The sequence below is a fragment of the Streptococcus sp. FSL R7-0248 genome, from assembly GCF_037967965.1.
Classification (GTDB): Bacteria; Bacillota; Bacilli; order Lactobacillales; family Streptococcaceae; genus Streptococcus.
Window position 1 is genome coordinate 1,906,274 of the sequence record NZ_CP150201.1, and the last position, 21,493, is coordinate 1,927,766.

At 38.9% G+C, this 21,493-nt stretch carries 25 protein-coding genes; 5 read left to right on the top strand and 20 right to left on the bottom strand.

The genetic code is table 11. The features are described 5' to 3' along the window. The first annotated feature begins 161 nt into the window (after positions 1 to 161). Both NYE32_RS08675 and NYE32_RS08680 read left to right on the top strand, forming a co-directional pair. Positions 162 to 1,604: a sucrose-6-phosphate hydrolase gene (locus tag NYE32_RS08675; protein WP_070437955.1), complete on the top strand. Its 1,443-nt coding sequence runs from the start codon at positions 162 to 164 to the stop codon at positions 1,602 to 1,604. 8 nt (positions 1,605 to 1,612) lie between these two features. Then, complete coding sequence (locus NYE32_RS08680; protein ID WP_070437958.1) at positions 1,613 to 2,578, top strand: LacI family DNA-binding transcriptional regulator; 966 nt, start codon at positions 1,613 to 1,615, stop codon at positions 2,576 to 2,578. Between the two features lie 90 nt (positions 2,579 to 2,668). On the opposite strand, the gene nusB is transcribed toward NYE32_RS08680, so the two are convergent. The 12 genes from nusB to uvrA form a co-directional block, all read right to left on the bottom strand. Beyond that, a complete protein-coding gene (gene nusB, locus NYE32_RS08685) occupies positions 2,669 to 3,103 on the bottom strand; it encodes a transcription antitermination factor NusB (protein WP_002884506.1) in 435 nt (144 codons plus the stop codon). Continuing rightward, complete coding sequence (locus tag NYE32_RS08690; protein ID WP_002884704.1) at positions 3,096 to 3,485, bottom strand: Asp23/Gls24 family envelope stress response protein; 390 nt, start codon at positions 3,483 to 3,485, stop codon at positions 3,096 to 3,098. Before NYE32_RS08690 ends, nusB begins: the two co-directional genes overlap by 8 nt. Before the next feature lie 70 nt (positions 3,486 to 3,555). Next, positions 3,556 to 4,116: an elongation factor P gene (gene efp / locus NYE32_RS08695; protein WP_002891830.1), complete on the bottom strand. Its 561-nt coding sequence runs from the start codon at positions 4,114 to 4,116 to the stop codon at positions 3,556 to 3,558. Between the two features lie 115 nt (positions 4,117 to 4,231). Then, a complete protein-coding gene (locus NYE32_RS08700; RefSeq protein WP_002884736.1) occupies positions 4,232 to 4,687 on the bottom strand; it encodes a deaminase in 456 nt (151 codons plus the stop codon). A gap of 18 nt (positions 4,688 to 4,705) precedes the next feature. Next, positions 4,706 to 5,767 carry a Xaa-Pro peptidase family protein gene (locus NYE32_RS08705; RefSeq protein WP_070437964.1) on the bottom strand — a complete coding sequence of 354 codons (1,062 nt, stop codon included), beginning with the start codon at positions 5,765 to 5,767 and terminating at the stop codon, positions 4,706 to 4,708. A gap of 132 nt (positions 5,768 to 5,899) precedes the next feature. Continuing rightward, the gene (locus NYE32_RS08710; RefSeq protein WP_247924742.1) at positions 5,900 to 6,622 is read right to left on the bottom strand and encodes a hypothetical protein; all 723 of its coding nucleotides are present in this window, start codon (positions 6,620 to 6,622) and stop codon (positions 5,900 to 5,902) included. Continuing rightward, positions 6,612 to 7,433, bottom strand: a complete 822-nt coding sequence (locus NYE32_RS08715) for an ATP-binding cassette domain-containing protein (protein WP_037599087.1) — start codon at positions 7,431 to 7,433, stop codon at positions 6,612 to 6,614. Before NYE32_RS08715 ends, NYE32_RS08710 begins: the two co-directional genes overlap by 11 nt. Before the next feature lie 128 nt (positions 7,434 to 7,561). Then, on the bottom strand, positions 7,562 to 8,422 hold the full coding sequence (locus tag NYE32_RS08720) for a thioredoxin family protein (protein ID WP_070437967.1): 861 nt from the start codon (positions 8,420 to 8,422) through the stop codon (positions 7,562 to 7,564). A 267-nt stretch (positions 8,423 to 8,689) separates the two neighbouring features. Further along, the gene (locus NYE32_RS08725) at positions 8,690 to 8,890 is read right to left on the bottom strand and encodes a hypothetical protein (protein ID WP_037602602.1); all 201 of its coding nucleotides are present in this window, start codon (positions 8,888 to 8,890) and stop codon (positions 8,690 to 8,692) included. 36 nt (positions 8,891 to 8,926) lie between these two features. Next, positions 8,927 to 9,076: a hypothetical protein gene (locus NYE32_RS08730; protein WP_171966959.1), complete on the bottom strand. Its 150-nt coding sequence runs from the start codon at positions 9,074 to 9,076 to the stop codon at positions 8,927 to 8,929. Between the two features lie 174 nt (positions 9,077 to 9,250). Further along, positions 9,251 to 9,493 (bottom strand): DUF3923 family protein, encoded by a 243-nt coding sequence (locus tag NYE32_RS08735; RefSeq protein ID WP_037602605.1) that lies wholly within the window; start codon positions 9,491 to 9,493, stop codon positions 9,251 to 9,253. Between the two features lie 95 nt (positions 9,494 to 9,588). Further along, the gene (uvrA, locus tag NYE32_RS08740) at positions 9,589 to 12,414 is read right to left on the bottom strand and encodes an excinuclease ABC subunit UvrA (protein ID WP_073949518.1); all 2,826 of its coding nucleotides are present in this window, start codon (positions 12,412 to 12,414) and stop codon (positions 9,589 to 9,591) included. Between the two features lie 294 nt (positions 12,415 to 12,708). Between uvrA and NYE32_RS08745 the strand changes: the two genes are divergently transcribed. From NYE32_RS08745 to NYE32_RS08755, 3 genes are all read left to right on the top strand, one after another. Continuing rightward, entirely contained in the window at positions 12,709 to 13,653 is a 945-nt protein-coding gene (locus NYE32_RS08745; RefSeq protein WP_004183470.1) for a magnesium transporter CorA family protein, read from the top strand. Positions 13,654 to 13,721: 68 nt separating this feature from the next. After that, entirely contained in the window at positions 13,722 to 14,393 is a 672-nt protein-coding gene (locus NYE32_RS08750; RefSeq protein WP_002891841.1) for a DUF1129 domain-containing protein, read from the top strand. A 116-nt stretch (positions 14,394 to 14,509) separates the two neighbouring features. Further along, positions 14,510 to 15,391, top strand: coding sequence for a DUF4300 family protein (locus NYE32_RS08755; protein WP_002891843.1), 882 nt, complete (start codon positions 14,510 to 14,512; stop codon positions 15,389 to 15,391). Between the two features lie 123 nt (positions 15,392 to 15,514). On the opposite strand, the gene rpsR is transcribed toward NYE32_RS08755, so the two are convergent. The 8 genes from rpsR to NYE32_RS08795 all read right to left on the bottom strand — a co-directional run bounded on the left by rpsR (position 15,515) and on the right by NYE32_RS08795 (position 21,490). After that, the gene (gene rpsR / locus NYE32_RS08760; RefSeq protein ID WP_000068665.1) at positions 15,515 to 15,754 is read right to left on the bottom strand and encodes a 30S ribosomal protein S18; all 240 of its coding nucleotides are present in this window, start codon (positions 15,752 to 15,754) and stop codon (positions 15,515 to 15,517) included. 41 nt (positions 15,755 to 15,795) lie between these two features. Beyond that, positions 15,796 to 16,314 carry a single-stranded DNA-binding protein gene (locus tag NYE32_RS08765; RefSeq protein ID WP_002891844.1) on the bottom strand — a complete coding sequence of 173 codons (519 nt, stop codon included), beginning with the start codon at positions 16,312 to 16,314 and terminating at the stop codon, positions 15,796 to 15,798. 11 nt (positions 16,315 to 16,325) lie between these two features. Beyond that, positions 16,326 to 16,616, bottom strand: coding sequence for a 30S ribosomal protein S6 (rpsF, locus tag NYE32_RS08770; protein WP_003093185.1), 291 nt, complete (start codon positions 16,614 to 16,616; stop codon positions 16,326 to 16,328). Positions 16,617 to 17,048: 432 nt separating this feature from the next. Next, complete coding sequence (locus tag NYE32_RS08775; RefSeq protein ID WP_339156996.1) at positions 17,049 to 18,365, bottom strand: ISLre2 family transposase; 1,317 nt, start codon at positions 18,363 to 18,365, stop codon at positions 17,049 to 17,051. Between the two features lie 79 nt (positions 18,366 to 18,444). After that, a complete protein-coding gene (locus tag NYE32_RS08780; protein WP_037600143.1) occupies positions 18,445 to 18,669 on the bottom strand; it encodes a hypothetical protein in 225 nt (74 codons plus the stop codon). Positions 18,670 to 18,723: 54 nt separating this feature from the next. Next, positions 18,724 to 19,515 carry a ParA family protein gene (locus NYE32_RS08785; protein WP_037600145.1) on the bottom strand — a complete coding sequence of 264 codons (792 nt, stop codon included), beginning with the start codon at positions 19,513 to 19,515 and terminating at the stop codon, positions 18,724 to 18,726. Positions 19,516 to 19,679: 164 nt separating this feature from the next. Next, positions 19,680 to 20,069, bottom strand: coding sequence for a hypothetical protein (locus tag NYE32_RS08790; RefSeq protein WP_037600146.1), 390 nt, complete (start codon positions 20,067 to 20,069; stop codon positions 19,680 to 19,682). A gap of 836 nt (positions 20,070 to 20,905) precedes the next feature. After that, positions 20,906 to 21,490 carry a recombinase family protein gene (locus NYE32_RS08795; protein ID WP_037599279.1) on the bottom strand — a complete coding sequence of 195 codons (585 nt, stop codon included), beginning with the start codon at positions 21,488 to 21,490 and terminating at the stop codon, positions 20,906 to 20,908. Positions 21,491 to 21,493: the final 3 nt, after the last annotated feature.

Here is a 21,493-nt window from a genome sequence, read left to right on the forward strand (position 1 = left end):
GTATGAAAGCGTTTAGCTTTTCTTTACGATAACTATTTTAGCATCTTTCTGCCATATGTCAACCGTTTAGCATATTTTTTTATTTTTTGTTATAAATCGTTGATTTTTATAGGTAAAACGTTTACTATATTATTAACAAATAGATTAGGAGATTACTAAATATGAATCTACCAACAGAAGTTCGTTACCGTCCATACGCAGATTGGACAGACGAAGAAAAAACAAAGATTAGAGAAAATGTCGCTAAATCACCTTGGCGTGCAAGTTACCATATCGAACCAGAAACAGGGCTTCTTAATGATCCAAACGGTTTTTCTTACTTTAATGGTAAGTTCCAACTTTTCTACCAAAGTTGGCCATTTGGAGCTGCTCATGGTTTGAAACAATGGGTGCATACTGAAACTGAAGATTTGGTTCACTTTACAGAAACTGGTGTCAAACTCTTGCCAGACCATGAAAATGATAGCCACGGTGCCTACTCAGGTTCTGCTTATCAAATCGGTGATAAACTCTTTATCTTCTATACTGGGAACGTTCGTGATGAAAACTGGATTCGTGACCCACGTCAAATCGGCGCTTGGATGGATAAAGACGGCAAAATCGAAAAATTCGACAAGGTTCTTATCAAACAACCTGCTGACGCTACTGGGCACTTCCGTGACCCTCAAATCTTCGATTACAAGGGACAATTCTACGCTATCGTAGGTGCTCAAAACCACAATAAACAAGGTTTTATTAAACTTTACAAAGCTATTGATAATGATGTCGAAAACTGGGTTGAAGTTGGAGACCTAGACTTTGGTGGCACTGGCTCAGAATACATGATTGAGTGTCCTAACCTTGTCTTTGTAGATACCAAACCTGTTCTTCTTTATAGCCCACAAGGTCTTGATAAAGCTGAACTTGACTATGGCAATATTTACCCTAATACTTATAAGATTTTCCAAGATTTCGACCCTGAGAAACCTGCCCTTGTTGATGGCACACCAATTATTAACTTGGACTACGGGTTCGAAGCTTATGCTACTCAAGGATTTAACACTCCTGATGGTCGTGCCCTTATTGTTAGCTGGATTGGTCTCCCAGACGTGGACTATCCAACTGACAAATACGACTATCAAGGTGCTATGAGCTTGGTTAAAGAATTATCTATCAAAGATGGTAAACTCTACCAATACCCAGTAGAAGCTATTACAAGCTTACGTGCTAGTCAAGAAGATTTCTCTGAAAAAACGGCAACAACTAACACTTACGAGCTTGAACTTAACTTTGAAGCTAACACTCAAACAGAACTTGTCCTCTTCGCAGACCAAGAAAGAAAGGGCTTGTCACTTACTGTTGATACTGAGAACGGAAAAGTTATCCTTGACCGTTCTAAAGCTGGTGAACAATATGCTACTGACTTTGGAACAAGTCGTGAATGTACACTTGATGCCGGTCAAGCTGCAACAGCAAACATCTTTGTAGATAACTCAATCGTTGAAATTTACTTCAACAAAGGTGAGAAAGTCTTCACTAGTCGTGTTTTCCCAAGTGCAGAACAAACTGGTATCAAAGTAACGTCAGGAAACGTTTCTGGACACTACTTCGACTTGAAATACTAAGGTGATTTATGGTCGCAAAGCTTACTGACGTTGCCGAACTGGCTGGTGTGAGCCCAACCACAGTTTCTCGCGTCATAAACAAAAAGGGCTACCTCTCACAGAAGACCATTGACAAAGTTCACGCTGCTATGCAAGAACTCAACTATAAACCAAATAATTTAGCTCGAGGTCTTCAAGGAAAGTCGGCCAAACTCGTTGGCTTGATTTTCCCAAATATTTCCAATATATTTTATGCCGAACTTATTGAACGTCTTGAGGATGAACTCTTTAAGCAAGGCTATAAAACCATTATTTGTAATAGTGAGCATGATCCTAACAAGGAGAGAGACTATTTGGAGATGCTTGCCGCCAACCAATGTGACGGCATCATCTCGTCTAGTCACAATCTTGGTATTGAGGATTATGAGAAGGTTGAAGCTCCCATCGTTGCCTTCGACCGTAATCTCGCTCCAAAGATTCCTATTGTTTCGTCTGACAACTTTGAAGGTGGCAAGTTAGCCGCAAGAGCTATGGTCAAGGCTGGCTGTCAACGCATTGTCATGATTACAGGCTATGATAATTCGGATTCTCCAACAGGACTTCGTCAACTAGGTTTTAATTATGAATTGGACAAGGAAGGTATTATTTGTCCTGTTCCAAACGATTTGTCTCTCATGCGACGAGAATTAGAAATCAAATCTATTATCTCTCGTGAAAAACCAGATGGCATCTTTGTTTCGGACGATTTAACAGCTATCTTGGTTATGAAGATAGCTAGACAATTGGGACTTTCTATCCCAGATGACCTAAAAATCATCGGTTATGACGGTACCGCCTTTATCCGTCACTTCTACCCAGAGTTAGCAACTATCCAACAACCTTTGGATGAAATTGCTAAGCTTTGTGTCGAAATTCTTCTCAAGAAAATTAAAGGCAAAACAGTTAATCGTGATTATGTACTTCCAGTGAGTCTGATTGCTGGTGGCAGTATATAAATGAAAGTCGCAAGAAATCTCCACTTGCGACTTTTTTCTTGTTACATTTGTAGAAAAAAAGAAGTTGAAACAACGCTCAACTTCTTTTACTTATGCTTCATCTGTCACAAACTGACTAAGTACACCATTAATGAACTTAGCAGATGTTTCATCAGAATATTTTTTAGCGATTTCAATGATTTCGTTAATAGCTACACGTCCTGGTGTTTCTTCAAATGACGTGATTTCATAAAGTCCCAAACGAAGGAGAGTACGATCTGTCACAATCAAACGTGAGAGGCTCCAACCCTCTTTCAACTTTTCTTCAATTTGACTATCAAGTTGGGCCAACTCTTCACGGACACCTGTTACTAGGCTAAGGAGAAAGGCTGGTACATCAACTTCAGTTTCTTCGTCAATTGGCTTGTCATAAGTGTAAGCGAAATGTGCTTGTTCCAGAGCTTCTCCACCAAATTCAAGGGCAAAAAGCGTTTGAAAAGCACGCTCACGAAGGTCACGACGTGAATCTTTAAAGATATTAGTCATTCAAAAAATCCTCGTTAAACAATTCAGCCAAGTCTGGTTTTTGTGACTTTTCAGTAACAATAGATTCAACGTGAACATTGACTTCTGAAATTGCCACTTCTGCCATATCATAGACAGCTGCTTTAACAGCCTTTTGAATTTCGATTGAAACCGCTGGTACGTTAACCCCATACTGAAGTGAGACGTAGATATCAGCATTTACAGTACCATCTTCTTCTGTTCGGAGGTAAACACCACGTCCCAAGCTTGTTTTGCTGAGACTATCCGTAACATTTTTATTTTGAAGGGCATAAACACCTTCCACTTTAGTTGCAGCGATACCTGTAATCACTTCGAGCACGCGAGGGGCAATTACAATTTCACCGATATTTTCTGTAGTCATCGCATGTTTCCTTTCCGTTAGTTTGGAAAATAAAGCCTTCAAACCAGTGGTTTGAAAGACTTAGTTGGGCTTAGGCACGTGATACGTAAGTACCTTCAGCTGTGTTGATAACCAATTTTTGACCAGCTTCGATAAAGTCTGGAACGTTAACCACAAGACCAGTTTCAAGTGTTGCAGGTTTACCTGAACCTGTAACTGTTGCACCTTTGATTGATGGTTGTGTTTCAGTAACAGTCAATTCAACAGTTGTTGGAACTTGAACACCAATAACTTCTGTTCCGTAGAATTGGATTTTTACGTCTGAGTTTTCAAGGATAAATTTCAATTCTTCTTGAACGTTGGCTACTGGGATTTCATATTGGTCATATGTTTCAGTGTTCATGAAGTATGCAGTATCATCCATTTGGTACAAGTATTGTGCTGGTACTGTTTCGATGATTGCTTGTTCAAATTTTTCTTCTGGACGATAGCTAGTATCAAAAGTTGAACCTGAACGAACATCACGCAATTTCATACGCATGATTGTGTTACCTTTACCAGGTTTGTGGTGGCTAGCTTCAAGAACTTTGATCAATTTGCCATCGTTAGTTACGAAAGTCATACCCGCACGGAGTTTACTTGCTTCAATCATTATTAAATACCTCTTTGTAAAAAATTATTATCAGTTTATTTTACCATAAATGATAGCATGGCTCAAATGTTTTATAGATTCAAGCCCAATCCTCAGGCTTTTTTCAAAGAACAAACTAGTCATCCATTCCTAAGTGAACCTCTGGAACATCATGTTGCAAATAAGAAACGCCTTTTTGTTCCATCAATTCAATCGCAAAGGGATGGGGCCTATAATTGGCCTTGTATGTAATCTTAACAATACCAGCTTGCAAGAGAGCTTTGGTGCAGTTGATACAAGGAAAATGAGTCACATAAATCTCTGTATTTTTTGTAGAAATCCCCTCTTTGGCACATTGGATAAGGGCATTCATCTCTGCGTGTACCGTACGAATACAATGACCATCTTCCATATAGTGGCCTACTTCGTTACAGTTATCAGTCTCAGAAACTCCGCCGTTATAACCTGTAGCGATAATACGCTTGTCCTTGACTAAAACAGCTCCAACAAAGGCACGGTCACACGTAGAACGCTTAGAAATCAGCTCTGCATTAGCCATAAAATAATCTTGCCAAGATAAACGGTTTGGCATAAAGTATTCCTCCAAATCTTAGAGAACAATCAATTCCTTAGGCGCAAGGGTAATCAATTCACAACCATTTTCTGTGATAATGATGTCATCTTCGATACGAACACCGTATTTATCAGCCAAATAAACACCTGGCTCGTCCGTCAAGACCATACCAGCTTCAATAGTCTCATCAGAGTTACCAAAGTAAGGAATCTCGTGAATGTCAAGACCGATACCATGTCCAATACCATGTGTAAAGTAGTCACCGTACCCCGCTTCGACAATAACATCACGCGCAACCTTATCATAGTCGCGACGTGTCATACCAGCCTTAGCTGCGTCAATCAAGGCCTGGTTAGAACGTAGAACGATATCATAAATTTCACGCTCCTCATCAGTGGTGTCTCCAATATGGATAGTACGAGTCATATCGCTAACGTAGTGGTTGTAGTAGCAACCAAAGTCCATCGTTAAGGTTTCACCAGATTGGATAACCTTTTCTGAAGCAACCCCATGAGGCATAGCAGAACGGTAACCTGAAGCAATGATAGACTCAAAGGAAACCCCTGAAGCTCCGTACTCACGCATACGGAAATCTAGGAAGTTTGCCACTTGTAGCTCTGTTGTTTGACCTGGTTTAATAAAATCAAGTACATCTGTAAAGGCACGGTCTGAGATAGAACAAGCCTTACGGATAGTTGCCAATTCTTTTTCGTCCTTGATCATACGCAACTCTTCCATGAAGTTGCTTTGTGGTGATAAAGTGTAGCCTTCAAAAATCGCTTGAAGACCTTGATAGTAAGCAAATGATACCTGATTATCAAATCCGATTGTTTCCAGTTTATCAGCCTCGATAATTTTAACAATATCCTTAAGTGGGTCCTTACTTTCGATAATATCAAAGCCATGCACGGATTGTTTGGCAATGAGGGTATAACGTGAATCGGTTAAGAAGAGGCGACGACTCTTAGTGATGAAGACAGTCGCATTTGTCCCCCAGAAATCTGTCAAATAATAAATATTGTTTTGTCCTGTCACCAACAAGGCATCAAGGCCTGATTGGGCAAGTTTGGCATCAAATCGTTCAAGTCTACGTTGCATTATGAATTACTCCTTTGGTATTTTAGGTTAATTATACCAAATTTTCAGATTTTAAAGGATTAAATTGACATTTTAGATTGTTTTTTTGAGGTCATAAAGAAAAAGCCAGATCAAACTCTGACTTTATTAGCATTACACAAAGGCTCGCTTTTCGTAGATAGTTGGCATAAAAAGGAGCAAAACCAAAGTCCAAACAAACAAAACAAAGGCTTCGCGAAGATTAAAGAACTCTTGACCACTAGTAAAGACTGCTCGCATAAAACTAAATGGCACATAAGTCATCAGCTTAGTCATGGTATCCCCTAAACTAGCCAAATAGAGTGTAAAGAAAGTCATTCCTGTTACTCCAAAATAAGCCGTTACAAAGGCCGTTAAGGTATTCTTCACAAACAAGACAAGCAAAGAGGAAATCATATAAATAAAGGCTCCATAGAGTAGAAAATCAATATAGATGTTTCTGATATAATCCCACAAAGGAAAATCGACATGTTGCACAGAATACTTATAAAAAGCTAACTCTAAAACCAAAATAGTCGCGGCGACTATAGACAACACAAGGAAACTTAAGAGTTTTCGAAGAATGACCTCACATCCAGATAAGGAAGATACCCGAATCATATTAATTGTTCGATTCTGAAATTCTCGTCCAAGACTAGATACTGCTAGATAAGCAAAGACGATATCCACGATAAAGGAATAACTGGCAATAATCGCTGATGGCCCAAGGTAAGCTCCCTTATAGCCATCACATAAGATTACAATTGCACCAATCAATGCTACCAATCCAAGACAAATAAAGACACTCCTTGTCACACATTCCTGCTTTAAAAATACCGTTCTCAATTTACTTTTCATTGAATAGCACCTCACTTAATCCTTCTTTTTCATAAGTAAAAGGAATCCCCTCCCGATCCATAACCTGCTTAACAGCTGCCAACCCTTTGACTAAGATGTCATGCTTTTGTCGTTCAAAAGGTATACCATTTAATTTGAGTAGGGTCATTAATGACTTCAAACTTAAATCCTCAGTATAAATCTTATATTTGACATTATCACTATCATCTAAGTAAATTAGCTTATGATTCTTCAACAAATAGTTTTTCGTACAAACCTGTTCAAGATTAGACAGGATATGACTTGAGATAATAAAGGTTAGACCATGGTTTTTAGCTAACTTTTTAATTAATGTGAGGAGACTGTTGATTCCATTAGGATCCAAACCATTTGTAGGCTCATCAAGAAGGATGAGTTCATCTGAAGCAATTAAGGCGATAAATAAACCCACACGTTGCTTCATTCCCAAAGACAATTTGGAAGCCTTGCGTTTAAGATAGGCTGCCACCTCCAACTCGTCCTTATAACGATCAATTAACGCGTAATCCTTACTGTACAATTTACAATAGAATTTAAGGTTAGCTTCAACAGTCATGTTAGGATATAGAGCTGGAGCTTCAATCAAGGCTCCTACAGTTTTTGTTTTTAAGTCAATAATATCCTTGGGTCCTGCCAAGATACCTGAGACTAGTTTCATCAGGGTCGTCTTCCCTGCACCATTATTACCAATCAAACCAGCAATATCCCCCTTCTCTAACGTGAACGAGATATTATCCAAAACGGTTTGCTTTCCAAAACTATAGGTTAAGCCTTTCACCGCTAGTACTGTCATGTATTTACCTTTCTTTGTTTAAATAACTAGCCCAATCGCTTATGATACACGAAGAAATGACCTTAGACCAAGTCAGATGAAATCATATTTGATAAATTCTTTTATTCTCCAACTTAGAAAATAGTCTGTTAGATAAATTTCCCTAAAAGACTTATAAGCAGATCTGTTAGATTCCTAAAAACTTGCTTAATTTGAGACATTAGGCTAGTAACAGACCCTTCAGTATGATTAATTACATCCTTATCACTATCCTTGATAGTATCTTCAGAAGGGGACTCAGGTAAGGGATTTTCCACCTTCTCTACTACTTCTGTTCCCTCTGGTGCCTCTGTTTTCTCAGTTTCTTCCTTGAAAACAGCCTGATAAATAGCTCGGGCATCTGGAGCACTGCCAAGATAGCCAGAAACCAATTGACCATTTTTGAGACGAATGACACTTGGAGTCCCTGGAATTCCTAACTTATCAAATAGTATTTTACGAGACTCACGGTCCAACTGATCTGAATCTGTATTGTAATAAAGAAGCTGACCATCAATCAGGGTATTGAAATCCTTCAAAACCGGAGAATTTTGACGACAATAGTAGCAGGTTGGCCGGCCAACATAAAGGATATGGTCCCCGCCATCTTCAGTCAACATATTTGTGACATCACTATAAGAGACTGGCTTCAGGTTTTCAAGATTCTTTTCATAAGTTTCAACCGAGATCTCTTCGGACCTTACTTCTGTCTCAACCACTCCTGTCTGTAATGATTGAGGAAGCGAATTTTCCTTTGTCTCACTAATAGATTCAACTTTCTCAGCTACCTGTTGAGAAGCTGTTTCAGAAGAAACTTCCACATTCTCTACTTCACCATTCTCAACAGAATTATTGGATAATTCGACTGTAGATTCCTTAACATCTAACTCATCCGCTGCTCCACTAAGCACCGCCAACTGGCAAGTACCTAAAACAAAACTCGCCATCAAAATAAATTGTATTTTCTTCATGTATTCTCCTTATTTGTTTACTGTGTTACATCTTACTTTTTACCAATTAACAAAAGCAATGGTACCATGACACTAATTACCATGTTCCTCTCCTTTTTCTATTTATATTAATATTTTAGCCACTAAGTCCGAGCTATGACTTCATTATAAGAGCTTAACGAAATAAAAAATAGTGACATAGATGTCACCATCCCATAGGAATAAAGATAAAAAGAAAAGGCTAAGCAAGCAAGCTCAACCTGAGGCTATAGTAATCAGCAGAGAAAATCATTTCTCCTTATCCTTACTCGCTACTCTAAGCGCAAACAAAGAAAAAGCTAGTGAAAAAGTTGACCAAACGAGACAATGGTCAATAAAGGCAACGCCTTCGGTGAAACTTAGTGTAGCATTTATGATCACAATAAATAGCCAGACAATCACGATAACAATGCTTAAACTTCTAATAAGATTATTCTTCTGTTTATCCATACTCCTCTTTCCCATATCTGGTGCTCATGGTAACTTCTAATCGCCATAAGGAGGTCTTCTTTTCAACCACCATTTGTTCCAACCCAATCGTTCAGGTAAGGTTTGAGGTTTAGATACAAAACCACCCCCTGTAACATTTTCTAAGGTTTCAGCATTGAGCTCTTCACCATATGCCTTAGTTCGCATTCTTATTTCTCCTTTCTTTTCAAAAATAAATACAGCAATGACCACTTGGACTATACAAAGATTTAGTCGTCTTGGAGACCTAGTGGATTTGGGTATAAGGTCATTATAAGTTCTCCCTTTTCAAAAAAATAGTGACATAAATGTCACTACCACTGAACACAAAAAGACAGGCCTTTATAAGACCTGTTCCAAAACTTGTTTATTTCTACGGTGTTTCAGAATAAGATAAAAAATTACTTCAAAAAGGAGAAAACTAAAATAAATTCCTAAAACATAAAGCAAAGTTTCCCATTTATCTGTTGCTGATTGAAAATGGCCGTGATGATCCACTGTACGAATACTAATTAAAAGACAAATATCTAGAAATAAGGCTAGAAGAATACCATTAAATCCTATAAAAAAACGCTTTTTAACCATAGTCTGGCTCCTGTATCTTTTTTCTTAACCATAGAATAGCAAACTCAACTTAAACCAGCCTAAAGCAAAAAAAGACTCAGAGAGCCCTTTTTCCTTTATGTCAATTTTTCTTTCAAATATTGTCCTGTGTAGCTTTCCGGAACGGCTGCTACCTCTTCTGGAGTCCCTGTAGCAACGATAGTACCTCCACCGACACCGCCTTCAGGACCCAAATCGATGATATGGTCTGCGGTCTTGATAACATCCAGATTGTGCTCAATCACGAGAACAGTGTTGCCATCATCCGCAAAACGCTGAAGCACCTTCAAAAGACGAGCAATGTCATCTGTATGGAGACCCGTCGTCGGTTCATCCAGAATGTAGAAGGACTTCCCAGTAGAGCGTTTGTGCAACTCACTAGCCAGTTTCATACGTTGAGCCTCACCACCTGATAGGGTTGTTGCTGGTTGTCCCAAAGTCACATACCCGAGCCCCACGTCCTTGATTGTCTGCACCTTACGAGCAATCTTAGGGATAGCCGCAAAGAAGTCAACTGCGTCATCAACTGTCATATCCAGAATTTCAGCAATATTTTTCCCCTTATAACGAACTTCTAAGGTCTCAGAATTATAGCGTGTGCCATGGCAAACCTCACAAGGGACATAGACGTCAGGCAAGAAATGCATCTCAATCTTGATAATACCATCACCAGAGCAGGCTTCACAACGGCCGCCCTTGACATTGAAAGAGAAACGTCCCTTCTTGTAACCGCGAATCTTGGCCTCATTGGTTTGGGCAAACAGATCACGAATATCGTCAAAGACGCCCGTATAAGTCGCTGGATTAGAACGAGGTGTACGCCCAATTGGACTTTGGTCAATATCAATCAAACGCTCGATATACTCGATTCCTGTCACTGATTTGTGTTTACCAGGTTTCTCACTATTTCGATTAAGCTCTTGGGCAATCTTTTTCTTGAGAATTCCGTTAACCAAAGTCGATTTTCCCGAACCAGAAACACCAGTGACTGCAATCAACTTTCCAAGTGGAAACTTGACAGATACATTCTTAAGGTTATTTTCACTAGCACCTTTAACCTCGATAAAACGACCATTACCTACACGACGTTCCTGAGGAACAGGAATTGATTTTGCACCTGACAGATATTGCCCGGTGATTGAATTCTTGTTCTTAGCAACTTCCTCTGGGGTTCCTGAGGCCATGATTTGACCACCAAAAGCACCAGCACCAGGTCCCACATCAATAAGCCAGTCAGCCTCACGCATAGTATCTTCATCATGCTCCACCACAATCAGGGTATTGCCCAAGTCACGCATCTTTTTAAGACTTGATATCAAGCGATCATTGTCACGCTGATGAAGCCCAATAGAAGGCTCATCCAAAACATATAGGACTCCAGAAAGGTTAGAGCCAATCTGTGTCGCCAAACGGATACGCTGACTCTCACCCCCAGAAAGGGTTCCGGCCATACGAGAGAGGGTCAAATAATTAAGACCTACATTATTAAGGAAAGTCAAGCGATCCTTGATTTCCTTGATAATTGGACGGGCAATCATTCCTTCATTTTCACCTAATTCCAGGCTATCAATTTCCTGAAGATGATCTGAAATAGACAAATCAGAGATTTGACCAATATTTAGGCCATTCTCACCACCAACACGAACCGAGAGAGCTGCTTCGTTAAGACGATAGCCATGACAAGTTGGACATGACAACTCATTCATATAACCTCGCATGACATTACGAGTGAAATCACTATTGGTCTCGTGGTAGCGACGATTAATATTAGTCACAACCCCTTCAAAAGGAATGTCAATATCACGCACCCCACCAAAATCATTAACATAATGGAAGTGAAATTCGCGGTCCCCAGATCCATAGAGGATCAAATCCTGTTCTTCTTTTTTCAGATTTTCAAATGGTGTATCCATATCCACGCCGAACTGCTCCATGGCCTGCTCAAGCATAGCTGGATAATAGTTGGATGATATAGGATTCCAAGGCGCCAGAGCGCCTTCACGCAAGGTTTTACTAGCATCAGGGATAACCAAATCCATATCAACTTCCAGTTTATTACCCAAACCGTCACAGGTCGGACAAGAGCCAAACGGTGCATTGAATGAAAAGAGACGCGGCTCCAACTCTGGTACTGTGAAGCCACAAACTGGACAAGAATAATGCTCTGAGTAAAGCAACTCATTATCATCCATAGTATCCACAATCAAGTAGCCATCTGCTAAACGAAGGGCCGCCTCCACCGAATCAAAGAGACGACTACGGATACCCTCCTTATTCACCAAGCGGTCCACAACCACTTCGATATTATGCATCTTAGACTTGGACAACTCTGGCACTTCTGTGACATCGAAAATCTCACCATCTACACGAACACGAACATAACCGTCTTTCTGTACACGCTCAAAAACGGCCTTGTGTTGCCCTTTCCTACGACGAACAATCGGTGCTAAAATCTGCATACGCGTACGCTCAGGAAGAGCTAGGACCTCGTCCACAATCTGTTCCACAGAGGACGACTGAATGGCTCCATGACCATTGGGACAATAGGGGACACCCACACGTGCATAAAGGAGACGGAGATAGTCATTAATCTCCGTTGCCGTTCCGACCGTCGAACGAGGGTTTTTACTTGTTGTTTTCTGGTCAATGGAGATGGCAGGACTCAAACCATCAATCGAGTCCACATCAGGTTTCTCCATATTTCCCAAAAATTGGCGGGCATAGGCTGAGAGACTTTCAACATAGCGTCGCTGACCCTCTGCATAAATGGTATCAAAAGCCAAGGATGACTTCCCAGAACCTGACAAACCCGTAACCACTACCAGTTTATCACGTGGAATCTCCACATCGATATTTTTTAAATTGTGAGCTCTTGCTCCATGAATCACTAACTTATCTTGCATATTTTAAGAGGCCCTAACCCAGAAGCTACGGCCACTCCTTTCTACAGACGGAGGGAAAATCCATCCCGACTTTCTCTCATATTATAACAAAATTTCAATTTATCCAGCCCAAAAATGTTTCAAATGTAGTATAATATTGGAGTGTCTAAAAAAGGCAAGGAACATCGTCCCAAGCCTCATTTGACATCACTAAAAAAAGCTAAGAGCAGTGTTTATTTTACTTAAAAGCGATTGTAAAAATCCTTTTGTAATCAAGGCGCTAGCGCTTACCTAATGACAAAGGAGGGGTTCCCATTGAAACAAATGTTCTTATCCACCGGAAAAGAATTCAAAGAAATTGAAACATTCGAGCCTGGTGCTTGGATTCATTTGGTGAACCCTTCCCAAGAAGAAGCCATGAAGGTCGCAGAACGTTTTAACATTGATATTCAAGACCTCCGTGCCCCTCTGGACGTGGAAGAAACATCACGTATCGATGTCGAAGATGACTACACCCTGATTCTGGTCGACGTCCCAACCCAAGAAGAGCGTAATAACAAAAGCTACTACGTCACTATTCCATTGGGTATCATCGTTACCGATGAGGTGGTTGTTACAACCTGTCTCGAGGACATCAGCCTCATGGACAACTTCCTCAACCACCGTGTACGTAACTTCTACACCTTTATGAAGACCCGTTTTGTCTTTCAGATTCTCTATCGCAATGCTCAACTCTTCCTAACCGCCCTACGTTCTATCGACCGTCAGAGCGATAAATTGGAAGCTCAGTTGGAAAATGCGACTAAAAACGAGCACTTGATTGACATGATGGAATTGGAAAAATCCATTGTCTATCTAAAAGCCTCACTTAAGATGAATGAGCGAATTGTCAAAAAGCTAACAGGTAACGCCTCTAGCTTGAAGAAATATATCGAGGACGAGGATCTCTTGGAAGATACACTGGTCGAAACCCAACAGGCCATTGAGATGGCAGGCATCTATGAAAATGTCTTGAATGCCATGGCTGAAACCGCTGCTTCTATCATCGGCAATAACCAGAACACTATCATGAAGACACTCGCTCTCATGACTATGGCTCTGGACATCCCAACCGTTATCTTCTCCGCCTACGGCATGAACTTTAAAAATAATTCTATGCCTCTAAACGATTTAGATAATGCTTTTTGGGTTATCTTTTTCATCGCAGCCTTCGGGTCATCCTGCGTTGTTATCTACTTTATCAGGAAAAAATGGTTCTAACATAGAGCCTCTTCTTTTCCCTAAACTACAAAACTAAAAAATAATACTATTTATCGAAAGGTCATCTCATGGACATCCAAAAACTCACCAAGAAAAACCAAGAATTTATCCACATCGCAACCAACCAACTCATCAAAGATGGTAAGTCAGACCAAGAAATCAAAGATATCCTTGGCGATATTATTCCTGAACTTATCGAAAACCAGAAAAAAGGAATCACAGGACGTGGACTCCTTGGTGCTCCAACTGTTTGGGCAGCTAGTTTCTCTCCTGAAAAACACCAAAAACCTGAAACTGGTAAGCCTAGCAAAGAAGTGCCTGAAACAGATAAAACACCTTGGAAGATGTGGCTTGATACCTCACTCTTCCTTCTAGCCATCGTTGCTATCATGAACGCAATCTTTGGTTTCTCAGGTACACAAACCAGCTACGGCCTCACAACCCTGCTTTCAGTGTCATTCATTGGCGGTCTTGCTATGTATACCCCTTACCACTACATCTACCGTCACAATAACAAACCAAAGGAAGAACGTCCAAAATGGTGGTTCAGCATGACCATCATCACTCTCTCTTTTATTGCATGGTTTGCCCTCTTTAGTCTTACAGCCCTTCTTCCAAGCTACCTCAACCCTGGTCTTTCACCAATTGTGATCCTTATCATTGGTGTCATCGCTGGTGTTGCCAAATACTTCTTCAAACGTCACTACAACGTTCAAAGTACTTACGCACCTGCATCTTAATCAATCTCAACCTCAAGCACCCTTATGGGTGCTTTTTTACGTCAGAAATCTTGACACAGTTGGCTATTCTATACTAAAATGTTAAAGTTAATAGACAAAAGAAAGAATTCCAATAGATGCGTATCAAATTCCCTCTACTAATCATTGCTTGCTGCCTATTACTTATGGCATGCAGCCACAAGAATACTCAGAAAAACTATCAAGCTTACTATAGTTTCAACAACGTGACGACTCCCACTCAGGAAAAACAGCTAGCCAAAGCCTTAAAAAGCAAAGGCATACCGACCAAAGACTGGGACAATCTAGCCCCTTATATTACTCGTTACAATCAGGAAAATACAAACCTTCAGCCAGTTGTCAAAAAATGGACCAAAAGTAAAATCGGCAAGGACCAAAACCAATTCGTCACCTTCCTTAATGAAAAAACTTTTGAAGATAACAAATCACACTTTACTGATGACTTAAACTGCCGACGAACATCATTCCTGCTCCTTCATAACCTTATTACAAGCTCAGAGGACCTTATCAAATTAGACCTCCCCCTTCAAAACGAATTTATAGATCTTAAGTCACACCACAAAGAGTTAACTGCCAAGGATCAAGCTCTCTACAGTCTCCTTTTTGGTGATAATATCAGCTATCAGACTACAGACGATCTCCTTAAAGCTTGGAAAAAAGCTGGACTCAAGTTTCCAGAGAAGGTTAAACTCCTATCGGTCTTTCAAAATAGCCCTGGTGATGTCAGCAATTTCCACACGGCTATAGCTTATGAAAAAGACGGCAGTATCTATGTCTTTGAAAAACAGGACCCTACACTTCCTTACAGGTGGAGTCGCTTCAACAATTGGGCAGACATCAAAACACACTGGTTATCCAACCGCTTCAAGGTCTTCAAAGACAATATCGATATCCTCGTTAACGACCAAAAATTTGATGATTTCTTAGAAAACACACTCTATATACCACAAAACAACCAGCTAGCTCCTCAAGATAAATGAGAAGACCAGTTGGTTTTTCTTTTTCTCTAAAGTATAAAATAAAACTCAGCACACAAGCCTAAAAATAACAAAAAACTACAAAATCAAGGCAGAAAAAAATACCCTCAGTCGAGGGCATTATTTTTAGTCTTCGTTTACGTAAGGCATAAGTGCCATAACGCGAGCGCGTTTAATCGCTGTTGTTACTTTACGTTGGTTTTTAGCTGAAGTTCCTGTTACACGACGTGGAAGAATTTTACCACGTTCTGAAACGAAACGGCTAAGAAGCTCAGTATCTTTGTAATCAACATATTCGATTTTGTTAGCTGCGATGTAATCAACTTTTTTACGGCGTTTGAATCCGCCACGACGTTGTTGAGCCATGTTTATTTCTCCTTTATATATTTAATTCGTTTTGTCCATTCTTAGAATGGGAGATCGTCATCTGAAATATCCATTGGATTTGAATTACCAAATGGACTCTCATCACGACCGAAGTTTGGTGTAGATTGTGCAGGTTGTGATCCACCAAATGAACCACCAGTTGAAGCTCCACCACCGAATGAATTTGAATTATCAAATCCTCCAGCGTTGTAAGAACCACCACTGTGACCTTCACGTGCCGCACGGCTTTCCAACATTTGGAAATTATCAGCGACAACTTCAGTTACGTAAACACGTTGACCTTGTTGATTTTCATAGTTACGAGTCTGAATACGACCTGTAATTCCAATCAATGCGCCTTTCTTAGCCCAGTTAGCCAAATTTTCAGCTTGCTGGCGCCAGATAACACAGTTAATAAAGTCTGTTTCACGTTCACCATTAGCACCCTTGAAGTTACGGTTAACCGCAAGGCTAAATGTTGCAACAGCAACGTTGCTTGGTGTATAACGAAGTTCCGCATCACGGGTCATGCGACCAACGAGTACGACATTATTAATCATAATTTACCTTCTTACGCGTCAAGTTTAACGATCATGTGACGAAGAATGTCACCGTTGATTTTTGAAAGACGGTCGAACTCGTTAAGAGCTGCATCGTCGTTTGCTTCAACGTTAACAACGTGGTAAAGTCCTTCACGGAAATCTTGGATTTCGTATGCAAGACGACGTTTTTCCCAATCTTTTGATTCAACAACAGTTGCACCGTTGTCAGTCAAGATAGAATCGAAACGTGCTACCAAAGCGTTTTTAGCTTCTTCTTCAATGTTTGGACGAATGATATAAAGAATTTCGTATTTAGCCATTGATATTTTCCTCCTCTTTTGGTCTAATGACTCATGGTCTTTCGCCACGAGTAAGTGAGGTGCACTCACAAGATATAATTCTACCAAAGTTTGAAGGATAATGCAAGGGAAAAGTGAATAGAGTATGTGTCCCACTTTGGGAGAAATTAAAATCACCAAGAGAACATAAAAGAAAGACCGAAAAAGTGTAGCGTTTTCACTCATTTCAGTCTTGACTTTACTGTTATCTTGATGATACAATAATTTTAAACTGATTAAGCAACTACTACTTGTTTAATCGGTAAGGCGGTAGGTGCGCGAACACCTTCCGTCTTTTTCTCGTGTTTTATCTATAAGATTATTATACCACAATTAGAGCATATTACAAGTGTTTTTGCTAAATAAAGTTTCTTAAAAGCCTATAATATCAAGGGTTCTTTTAATTTTCTATTATCATAATTTCCTAATCATAGGAGTCAAGCCATCACGTGCAACTCTTGCTCCAGGAATCAAATGCTCACTTTTATTTTCTCCCCTAACTAGATCAAAATGATCTAGTTTTTTTATTTTTTTGTATTCTTTTCTCCAACTACCAAAAAATATATCTCGTAAATCTCCTGAATAATACAACAAAATTATTTGAGCCATAGCAACAGCACCTTCTTCTGACCAATACATACCACGTTTTTTCATTCGATATGTCATTTTTCTGTGTTGCGACTCCATCACACCAATGGTTAAATACCCTAGACCTCTATCCTTTGGTGATGCCGTATAGTTAAAGTCATTGATGATACGTTTTTTGAAGGCCTGAAATGACTCTAACTTAGCATCCGTCTCTAATAGCGACTCTGCTGTATCTAAGATTACCTTTAGGCCTATCTTGTCTCTTTTCCTAATTTTCTTGACTGCAGCATCAGCTAAATCGCAGGAAATAGGAGTAAGATTTTTCTTGATACACTCACTAACATGATAGGGGTCCCAAAAGTGAATATGCTCACCCTTTGAACAAAATTTCACAAATTCACGGAATGATGACGGGGTGTAGCCTTTTCCTCCATCTGAGTTTGTGATGATAGTTGTTCCTGGTGCAAGCTCAAAATTAGTTGTTATATAATCAAGCAGTGTATCTTTTGCTTTTTTCACTTTTGAGTTAATAACTTCAAATTTATTTTGCAGTTTCTTTCTACAACTACTATCAGAACCCGTGTGTACGACAAAATGGCTTAATTCTATGGAGGATTGTTCCGACTTTCTCACCCAAACACCATCACCTTCAATATAAATTATGTCGGTCTTGATTTTTTCCTTTCGTTCTATACTTTCTGATAAAGCCCAAGAATCGTACTCTTCTTTTTGCTTAATGAGGTTGCCTGCTTCAGACACTGCCCTATGAACGACATTCTTTGAAATACCAATATCTTGTAATAAATCAAATACCTCAACGACTTTACGGTAAGGCATGAAAGAGGCCAAAACAGTCACCAAGTATAGAAACTCTTGCGAAAAGCGCTGCCGTGGGATAAGTCCTAACTGTTCGTCTAAAGGGATCCTAATGACATTTCCCTTTTTCCAACGACTTCTTGAAAAGGTCATAGTTCCAAATGAAAAGGTTACTGTTCGTTCTTTTTGGTTAACTCTTTTGAAGCCTTGGGCCCTCATGCTAGTTGCTATCGTCTTCTCGTAAGAAGCTACCATCTTAAGGAATAATTGCTGATTATTTTCCCTCAATTTTTGATGAAACTCTAATTCACTAAATGATGCTGTCATTCTTCCTCCAATATATTAAAAAAGACCTACTTATAATAGGTCATTATGTTTATATTTATAATTATATTTGTATTTATGTTTATAAGTTTTTGAAATAGTCATTTAGAAATGATGAAGCAGAGCGATAACCGTTCTCTTTTGCTAAACGATTTATCTTCTCACGTACAGAGGGCTGTAACGTGAATTGGAACTGCTTTGTTCTTTCAAAATCTTCTACTACCTTCACTACTTCTTGTTTTGTTTCTTTTTCTTCAGTAGCCTTCAACATTTCACTAATATTTTTATTGTTTTTATCAAATGCCATTAGATATCCCTTTCTTAGATATAATTATAATTATAATTATATCTATGTTTATATTTATAGTTTAGCAGCAATTTCTTCAAAAGTCACGTCAAGATCATCAAAGAATTTTTTATTATGTTGATAAATCACCTTATCTTCTTTCATCTCAGGAAGGGAAATCTTATCCATCGTTGAACGGTTAAAAAGTTCTTTTTGTGGAATAAATCCAATAACATCATCTTCTTCAGCAAGTGCTTCTATCAACTCTTTAGAAGATTTTGTGTTATGTTTAATCATGTTGCCGACAAAGAATAGTTTGGCTGTCACAAAACTTTCTCTTGTTTTATAATCAAAAGTCTCAGCTTTCAACTCTTCCAGACGCTCCTTGAGATTAAACTTAGCATGATAACCGTGTTCAGAAGGAATAACAGGACTTATAACCGCATGACTAACAATTACCGCATTTCTAGTTGCTGTCGAAAAGTCAGGATGACAATCAATTATAATATAATCGTATTGTCCTAAATTCTTACTTTCATAGTTATCCTCTAACCACATGTAAAGTAGCATATCTTTATAAGACTTTGTTTCAAGGTCTTTTTCAATATTGTCTAGGCGGATATAACCAGGGATAAGGTCAATATTATCTTTAACATGATGGATAGTTACCTCACCTTTTTGTCTGAAGATATTTGCTATCGTTCCTTCAGCTTCAAAAATATTGTAGGTTTGTGTTAGGTTGCATTGATGATCAATGTCTAAAAAAAGAACAGACTTCCCCTTTTTAGCTAGGTCTTCCCCCAGGTTATATGCTAGAGTGGTTTTTCCCACCCCTCCTTTAATAGCAGCAAAAGTAACGATTTTCATTTTGATGCTTCCTTTCCTTGTTTAACTATATTACTATTATATCATTATAATTATATTTGTCAATATAAACATCAATATAATTATAATGATATTTATATTGATGTTGATTTTTGACAATAAAAAACAGTGTAGTCGCTACACTGTTCTCAAATCAATATTGCTATCTACCTTACAGGATAATTAATACCATCTTCAGGATCTTTGTACAACCTCATATATACTGGTTTTCCACTCAAATCAACTTCTCTTTCAGCAGCAGCAAAAAATTCTGGATCCCAATTCATAGGGCTATACCCTGAAACTAATGTCAAAAGATAAGCGCTTTTCCCATGAATTGTTTTTGTCTCAACCGTAAAAAGACTAAAACTTTGTTTAGTCGAAACAAAGACGGGTTTAGGGTTAGTTTTCTTTAATTTGTCTCCCTCAACATACTCTTCCAGGAATTCATCTAATTCCTTAAGTTCCCAATCATGTGATTGGGCAACAATTTGATTTATCCTTGCTATATCAGAAGTGAGGACAAGCAAACTATCAACTCGTTGTGTATTTCTCATATTAACTTCCTCCTAATCAAGTTATAATGACATTATAACACAATTTCAACATCAATATAATTATAAATATATTGATTGTCAGTTGTTCTAATAAATTCTTACACTTTCCGTATCTTTGTATTGTTTATGTTCCAAGCTCCCCCTCCTTCGTTTTCAGCTTACCACGCAAGCGTGGTTATTGCTGACGAAAGGAGGTGATAGCATGGAACAAGTAATTCTGATCCTTGTCCTCATGTACTTACTGACGCATGAAGATAGTAAATAACGGAAAGCATAACCCCCAAGCTCGTGAGCTTGGGGGTTCCTAAAGGGACAGCAAGACGATTAAGTTTTCCCTGCTGTTAATAGAAAAATGACGTAATCTAATTCATCATAAAAAAAACGCAGGAGTTATCCTGCGTTCTACTACGTTACGTTAAAATTTCATAACGCTTCCATGAACCTATAAGGTGACATGGAACAAGTAATTCTGATACTGTTATTATACTAAAACCTCACTAAGTTGTCAATAATTTATAATTATAAATATATTTATGTTTGTAATTATTGTTTTGATAAACTCTTACGCTTTCCGTATCTTTGTACTGTTTATGTTCCAAGCTCCCCCTCTTTCGTTTTCAGCTTACCACGCAAGCGTGGTTATTACTGACGAAAGGAGGTGATAGCATGGAACAAGTAATTCTGATACTTGTCCTCATGTACTTACTGAAGCATGAAGATAGTAAATAACGGAAAGCATAACCCCCAAGCTTGTGAGCTTGGGGGTTCCTAAAGGGATAGCAAGACGATTATATCTCTTCTACTGTTGAAAAATAGAAACGCAGCTCTTAGAAAAATTATCTTACTATATTGTACTTCTCTCTATACCTTCTGAAGGTTCTTTCATTGATCCCTGTCATAGAGGCAACATCTTTGTCTGAATAACCCGATAAATATAGATCAAATGCGTGCTTAAGTCGTTCATCATCTTCTGTAAATAATGCTTTTCTACCTGTGTACTTTCCTTGAGCTTTTGCTAGAGCAATTCCCTGGGCTTGACGTTCCTTAATACGTTCTCTTTCTGCCTGTGCCTGGTATTTGTATATTTCCAAGATCAGGTTGTTAAGCAGCCTTCTTAAATTGTCATCCTCAATCCCTCTAAGAGTTGGAAGGTTTAAAACTTCCAGAGTTGCCCCCTTCTCTTGAATATAGTTCATTATAAACGTTAGATCCTTGTTATTACGGCCTAGTCTTTCCAACTCAGTCACAACAACAATATCACCTTCACGAATAAAATCTAGTAAGGCTTTAAGCTGCGGACGTTCTTTATTCGCTCCACTTGCAGCCTCTTTAAATATCTTTTCTGTATCTTTCAGTTGTTCAAGCTGTCGGTCTAAATTCTGATCGATTGTACTTACTCTAGCGTAACCAATTCTTGCCATTTT

Excerpts from the sequence above, each read along its gene's own strand:
- NYE32_RS08735 (WP_037602605.1), bottom strand. The coding sequence starts at position 9,493 with ATGGTTAAAAAGCGTTTTTTTATAGGATTTAATGGTATTCTTCTAGCC.
- NYE32_RS08755 (WP_002891843.1), top strand. The coding sequence starts at position 14,510 with ATGCGTATCAAATTCCCTCTACTAATCATTGCTTGCTGCCTATTACTT.
- NYE32_RS08725 (WP_037602602.1), bottom strand. The coding sequence starts at position 8,890 with ATGGATAAACAGAAGAATAATCTTATTAGAAGTTTAAGCATTGTTATC.
- NYE32_RS08775 (WP_339156996.1), bottom strand. The coding sequence starts at position 18,365 with ATGACAGCATCATTTAGTGAATTAGAGTTTCATCAAAAATTGAGGGAA.
- NYE32_RS08730 (WP_171966959.1), bottom strand. The coding sequence starts at position 9,076 with ATGCGAACTAAGGCATATGGTGAAGAGCTCAATGCTGAAACCTTAGAA.
- rpsF (WP_003093185.1), bottom strand. The coding sequence starts at position 16,616 with ATGGCTAAATACGAAATTCTTTATATCATTCGTCCAAACATTGAAGAA.
- NYE32_RS08780 (WP_037600143.1), bottom strand. The coding sequence starts at position 18,669 with ATGGCATTTGATAAAAACAATAAAAATATTAGTGAAATGTTGAAGGCT.
- NYE32_RS08790 (WP_037600146.1), bottom strand. The coding sequence starts at position 20,069 with ATGAGAAATACACAACGAGTTGATAGTTTGCTTGTCCTCACTTCTGAT.
- NYE32_RS08700 (WP_002884736.1), bottom strand. The coding sequence starts at position 4,687 with ATGCCAAACCGTTTATCTTGGCAAGATTATTTTATGGCTAATGCAGAG.
- NYE32_RS08720 (WP_070437967.1), bottom strand. The coding sequence starts at position 8,422 with ATGAAGAAAATACAATTTATTTTGATGGCGAGTTTTGTTTTAGGTACT.
- NYE32_RS08675 (WP_070437955.1), top strand. The coding sequence starts at position 162 with ATGAATCTACCAACAGAAGTTCGTTACCGTCCATACGCAGATTGGACA.
- NYE32_RS08710 (WP_247924742.1), bottom strand. The coding sequence starts at position 6,622 with ATGAAAAGTAAATTGAGAACGGTATTTTTAAAGCAGGAATGTGTGACA.
- NYE32_RS08795 (WP_037599279.1), bottom strand. The coding sequence starts at position 21,490 with ATGGCAAGAATTGGTTACGCTAGAGTAAGTACAATCGATCAGAATTTA.
- NYE32_RS08690 (WP_002884704.1), bottom strand. The coding sequence starts at position 3,485 with ATGACTACAGAAAATATCGGTGAAATTGTAATTGCCCCTCGCGTGCTC.
- efp (WP_002891830.1), bottom strand. The coding sequence starts at position 4,116 with ATGATTGAAGCAAGTAAACTCCGTGCGGGTATGACTTTCGTAACTAAC.
- uvrA (WP_073949518.1), bottom strand. The coding sequence starts at position 12,414 with ATGCAAGATAAGTTAGTGATTCATGGAGCAAGAGCTCACAATTTAAAA.
- NYE32_RS08785 (WP_037600145.1), bottom strand. The coding sequence starts at position 19,515 with ATGAAAATCGTTACTTTTGCTGCTATTAAAGGAGGGGTGGGAAAAACC.
- NYE32_RS08705 (WP_070437964.1), bottom strand. The coding sequence starts at position 5,767 with ATGCAACGTAGACTTGAACGATTTGATGCCAAACTTGCCCAATCAGGC.
- NYE32_RS08765 (WP_002891844.1), bottom strand. The coding sequence starts at position 16,314 with ATGATTAATAATGTCGTACTCGTTGGTCGCATGACCCGTGATGCGGAA.
- NYE32_RS08680 (WP_070437958.1), top strand. The coding sequence starts at position 1,613 with ATGGTCGCAAAGCTTACTGACGTTGCCGAACTGGCTGGTGTGAGCCCA.
- rpsR (WP_000068665.1), bottom strand. The coding sequence starts at position 15,754 with ATGGCTCAACAACGTCGTGGCGGATTCAAACGCCGTAAAAAAGTTGAT.
- NYE32_RS08715 (WP_037599087.1), bottom strand. The coding sequence starts at position 7,433 with ATGACAGTACTAGCGGTGAAAGGCTTAACCTATAGTTTTGGAAAGCAA.
- NYE32_RS08750 (WP_002891841.1), top strand. The coding sequence starts at position 13,722 with ATGGACATCCAAAAACTCACCAAGAAAAACCAAGAATTTATCCACATC.
- nusB (WP_002884506.1), bottom strand. The coding sequence starts at position 3,103 with ATGACTAATATCTTTAAAGATTCACGTCGTGACCTTCGTGAGCGTGCT.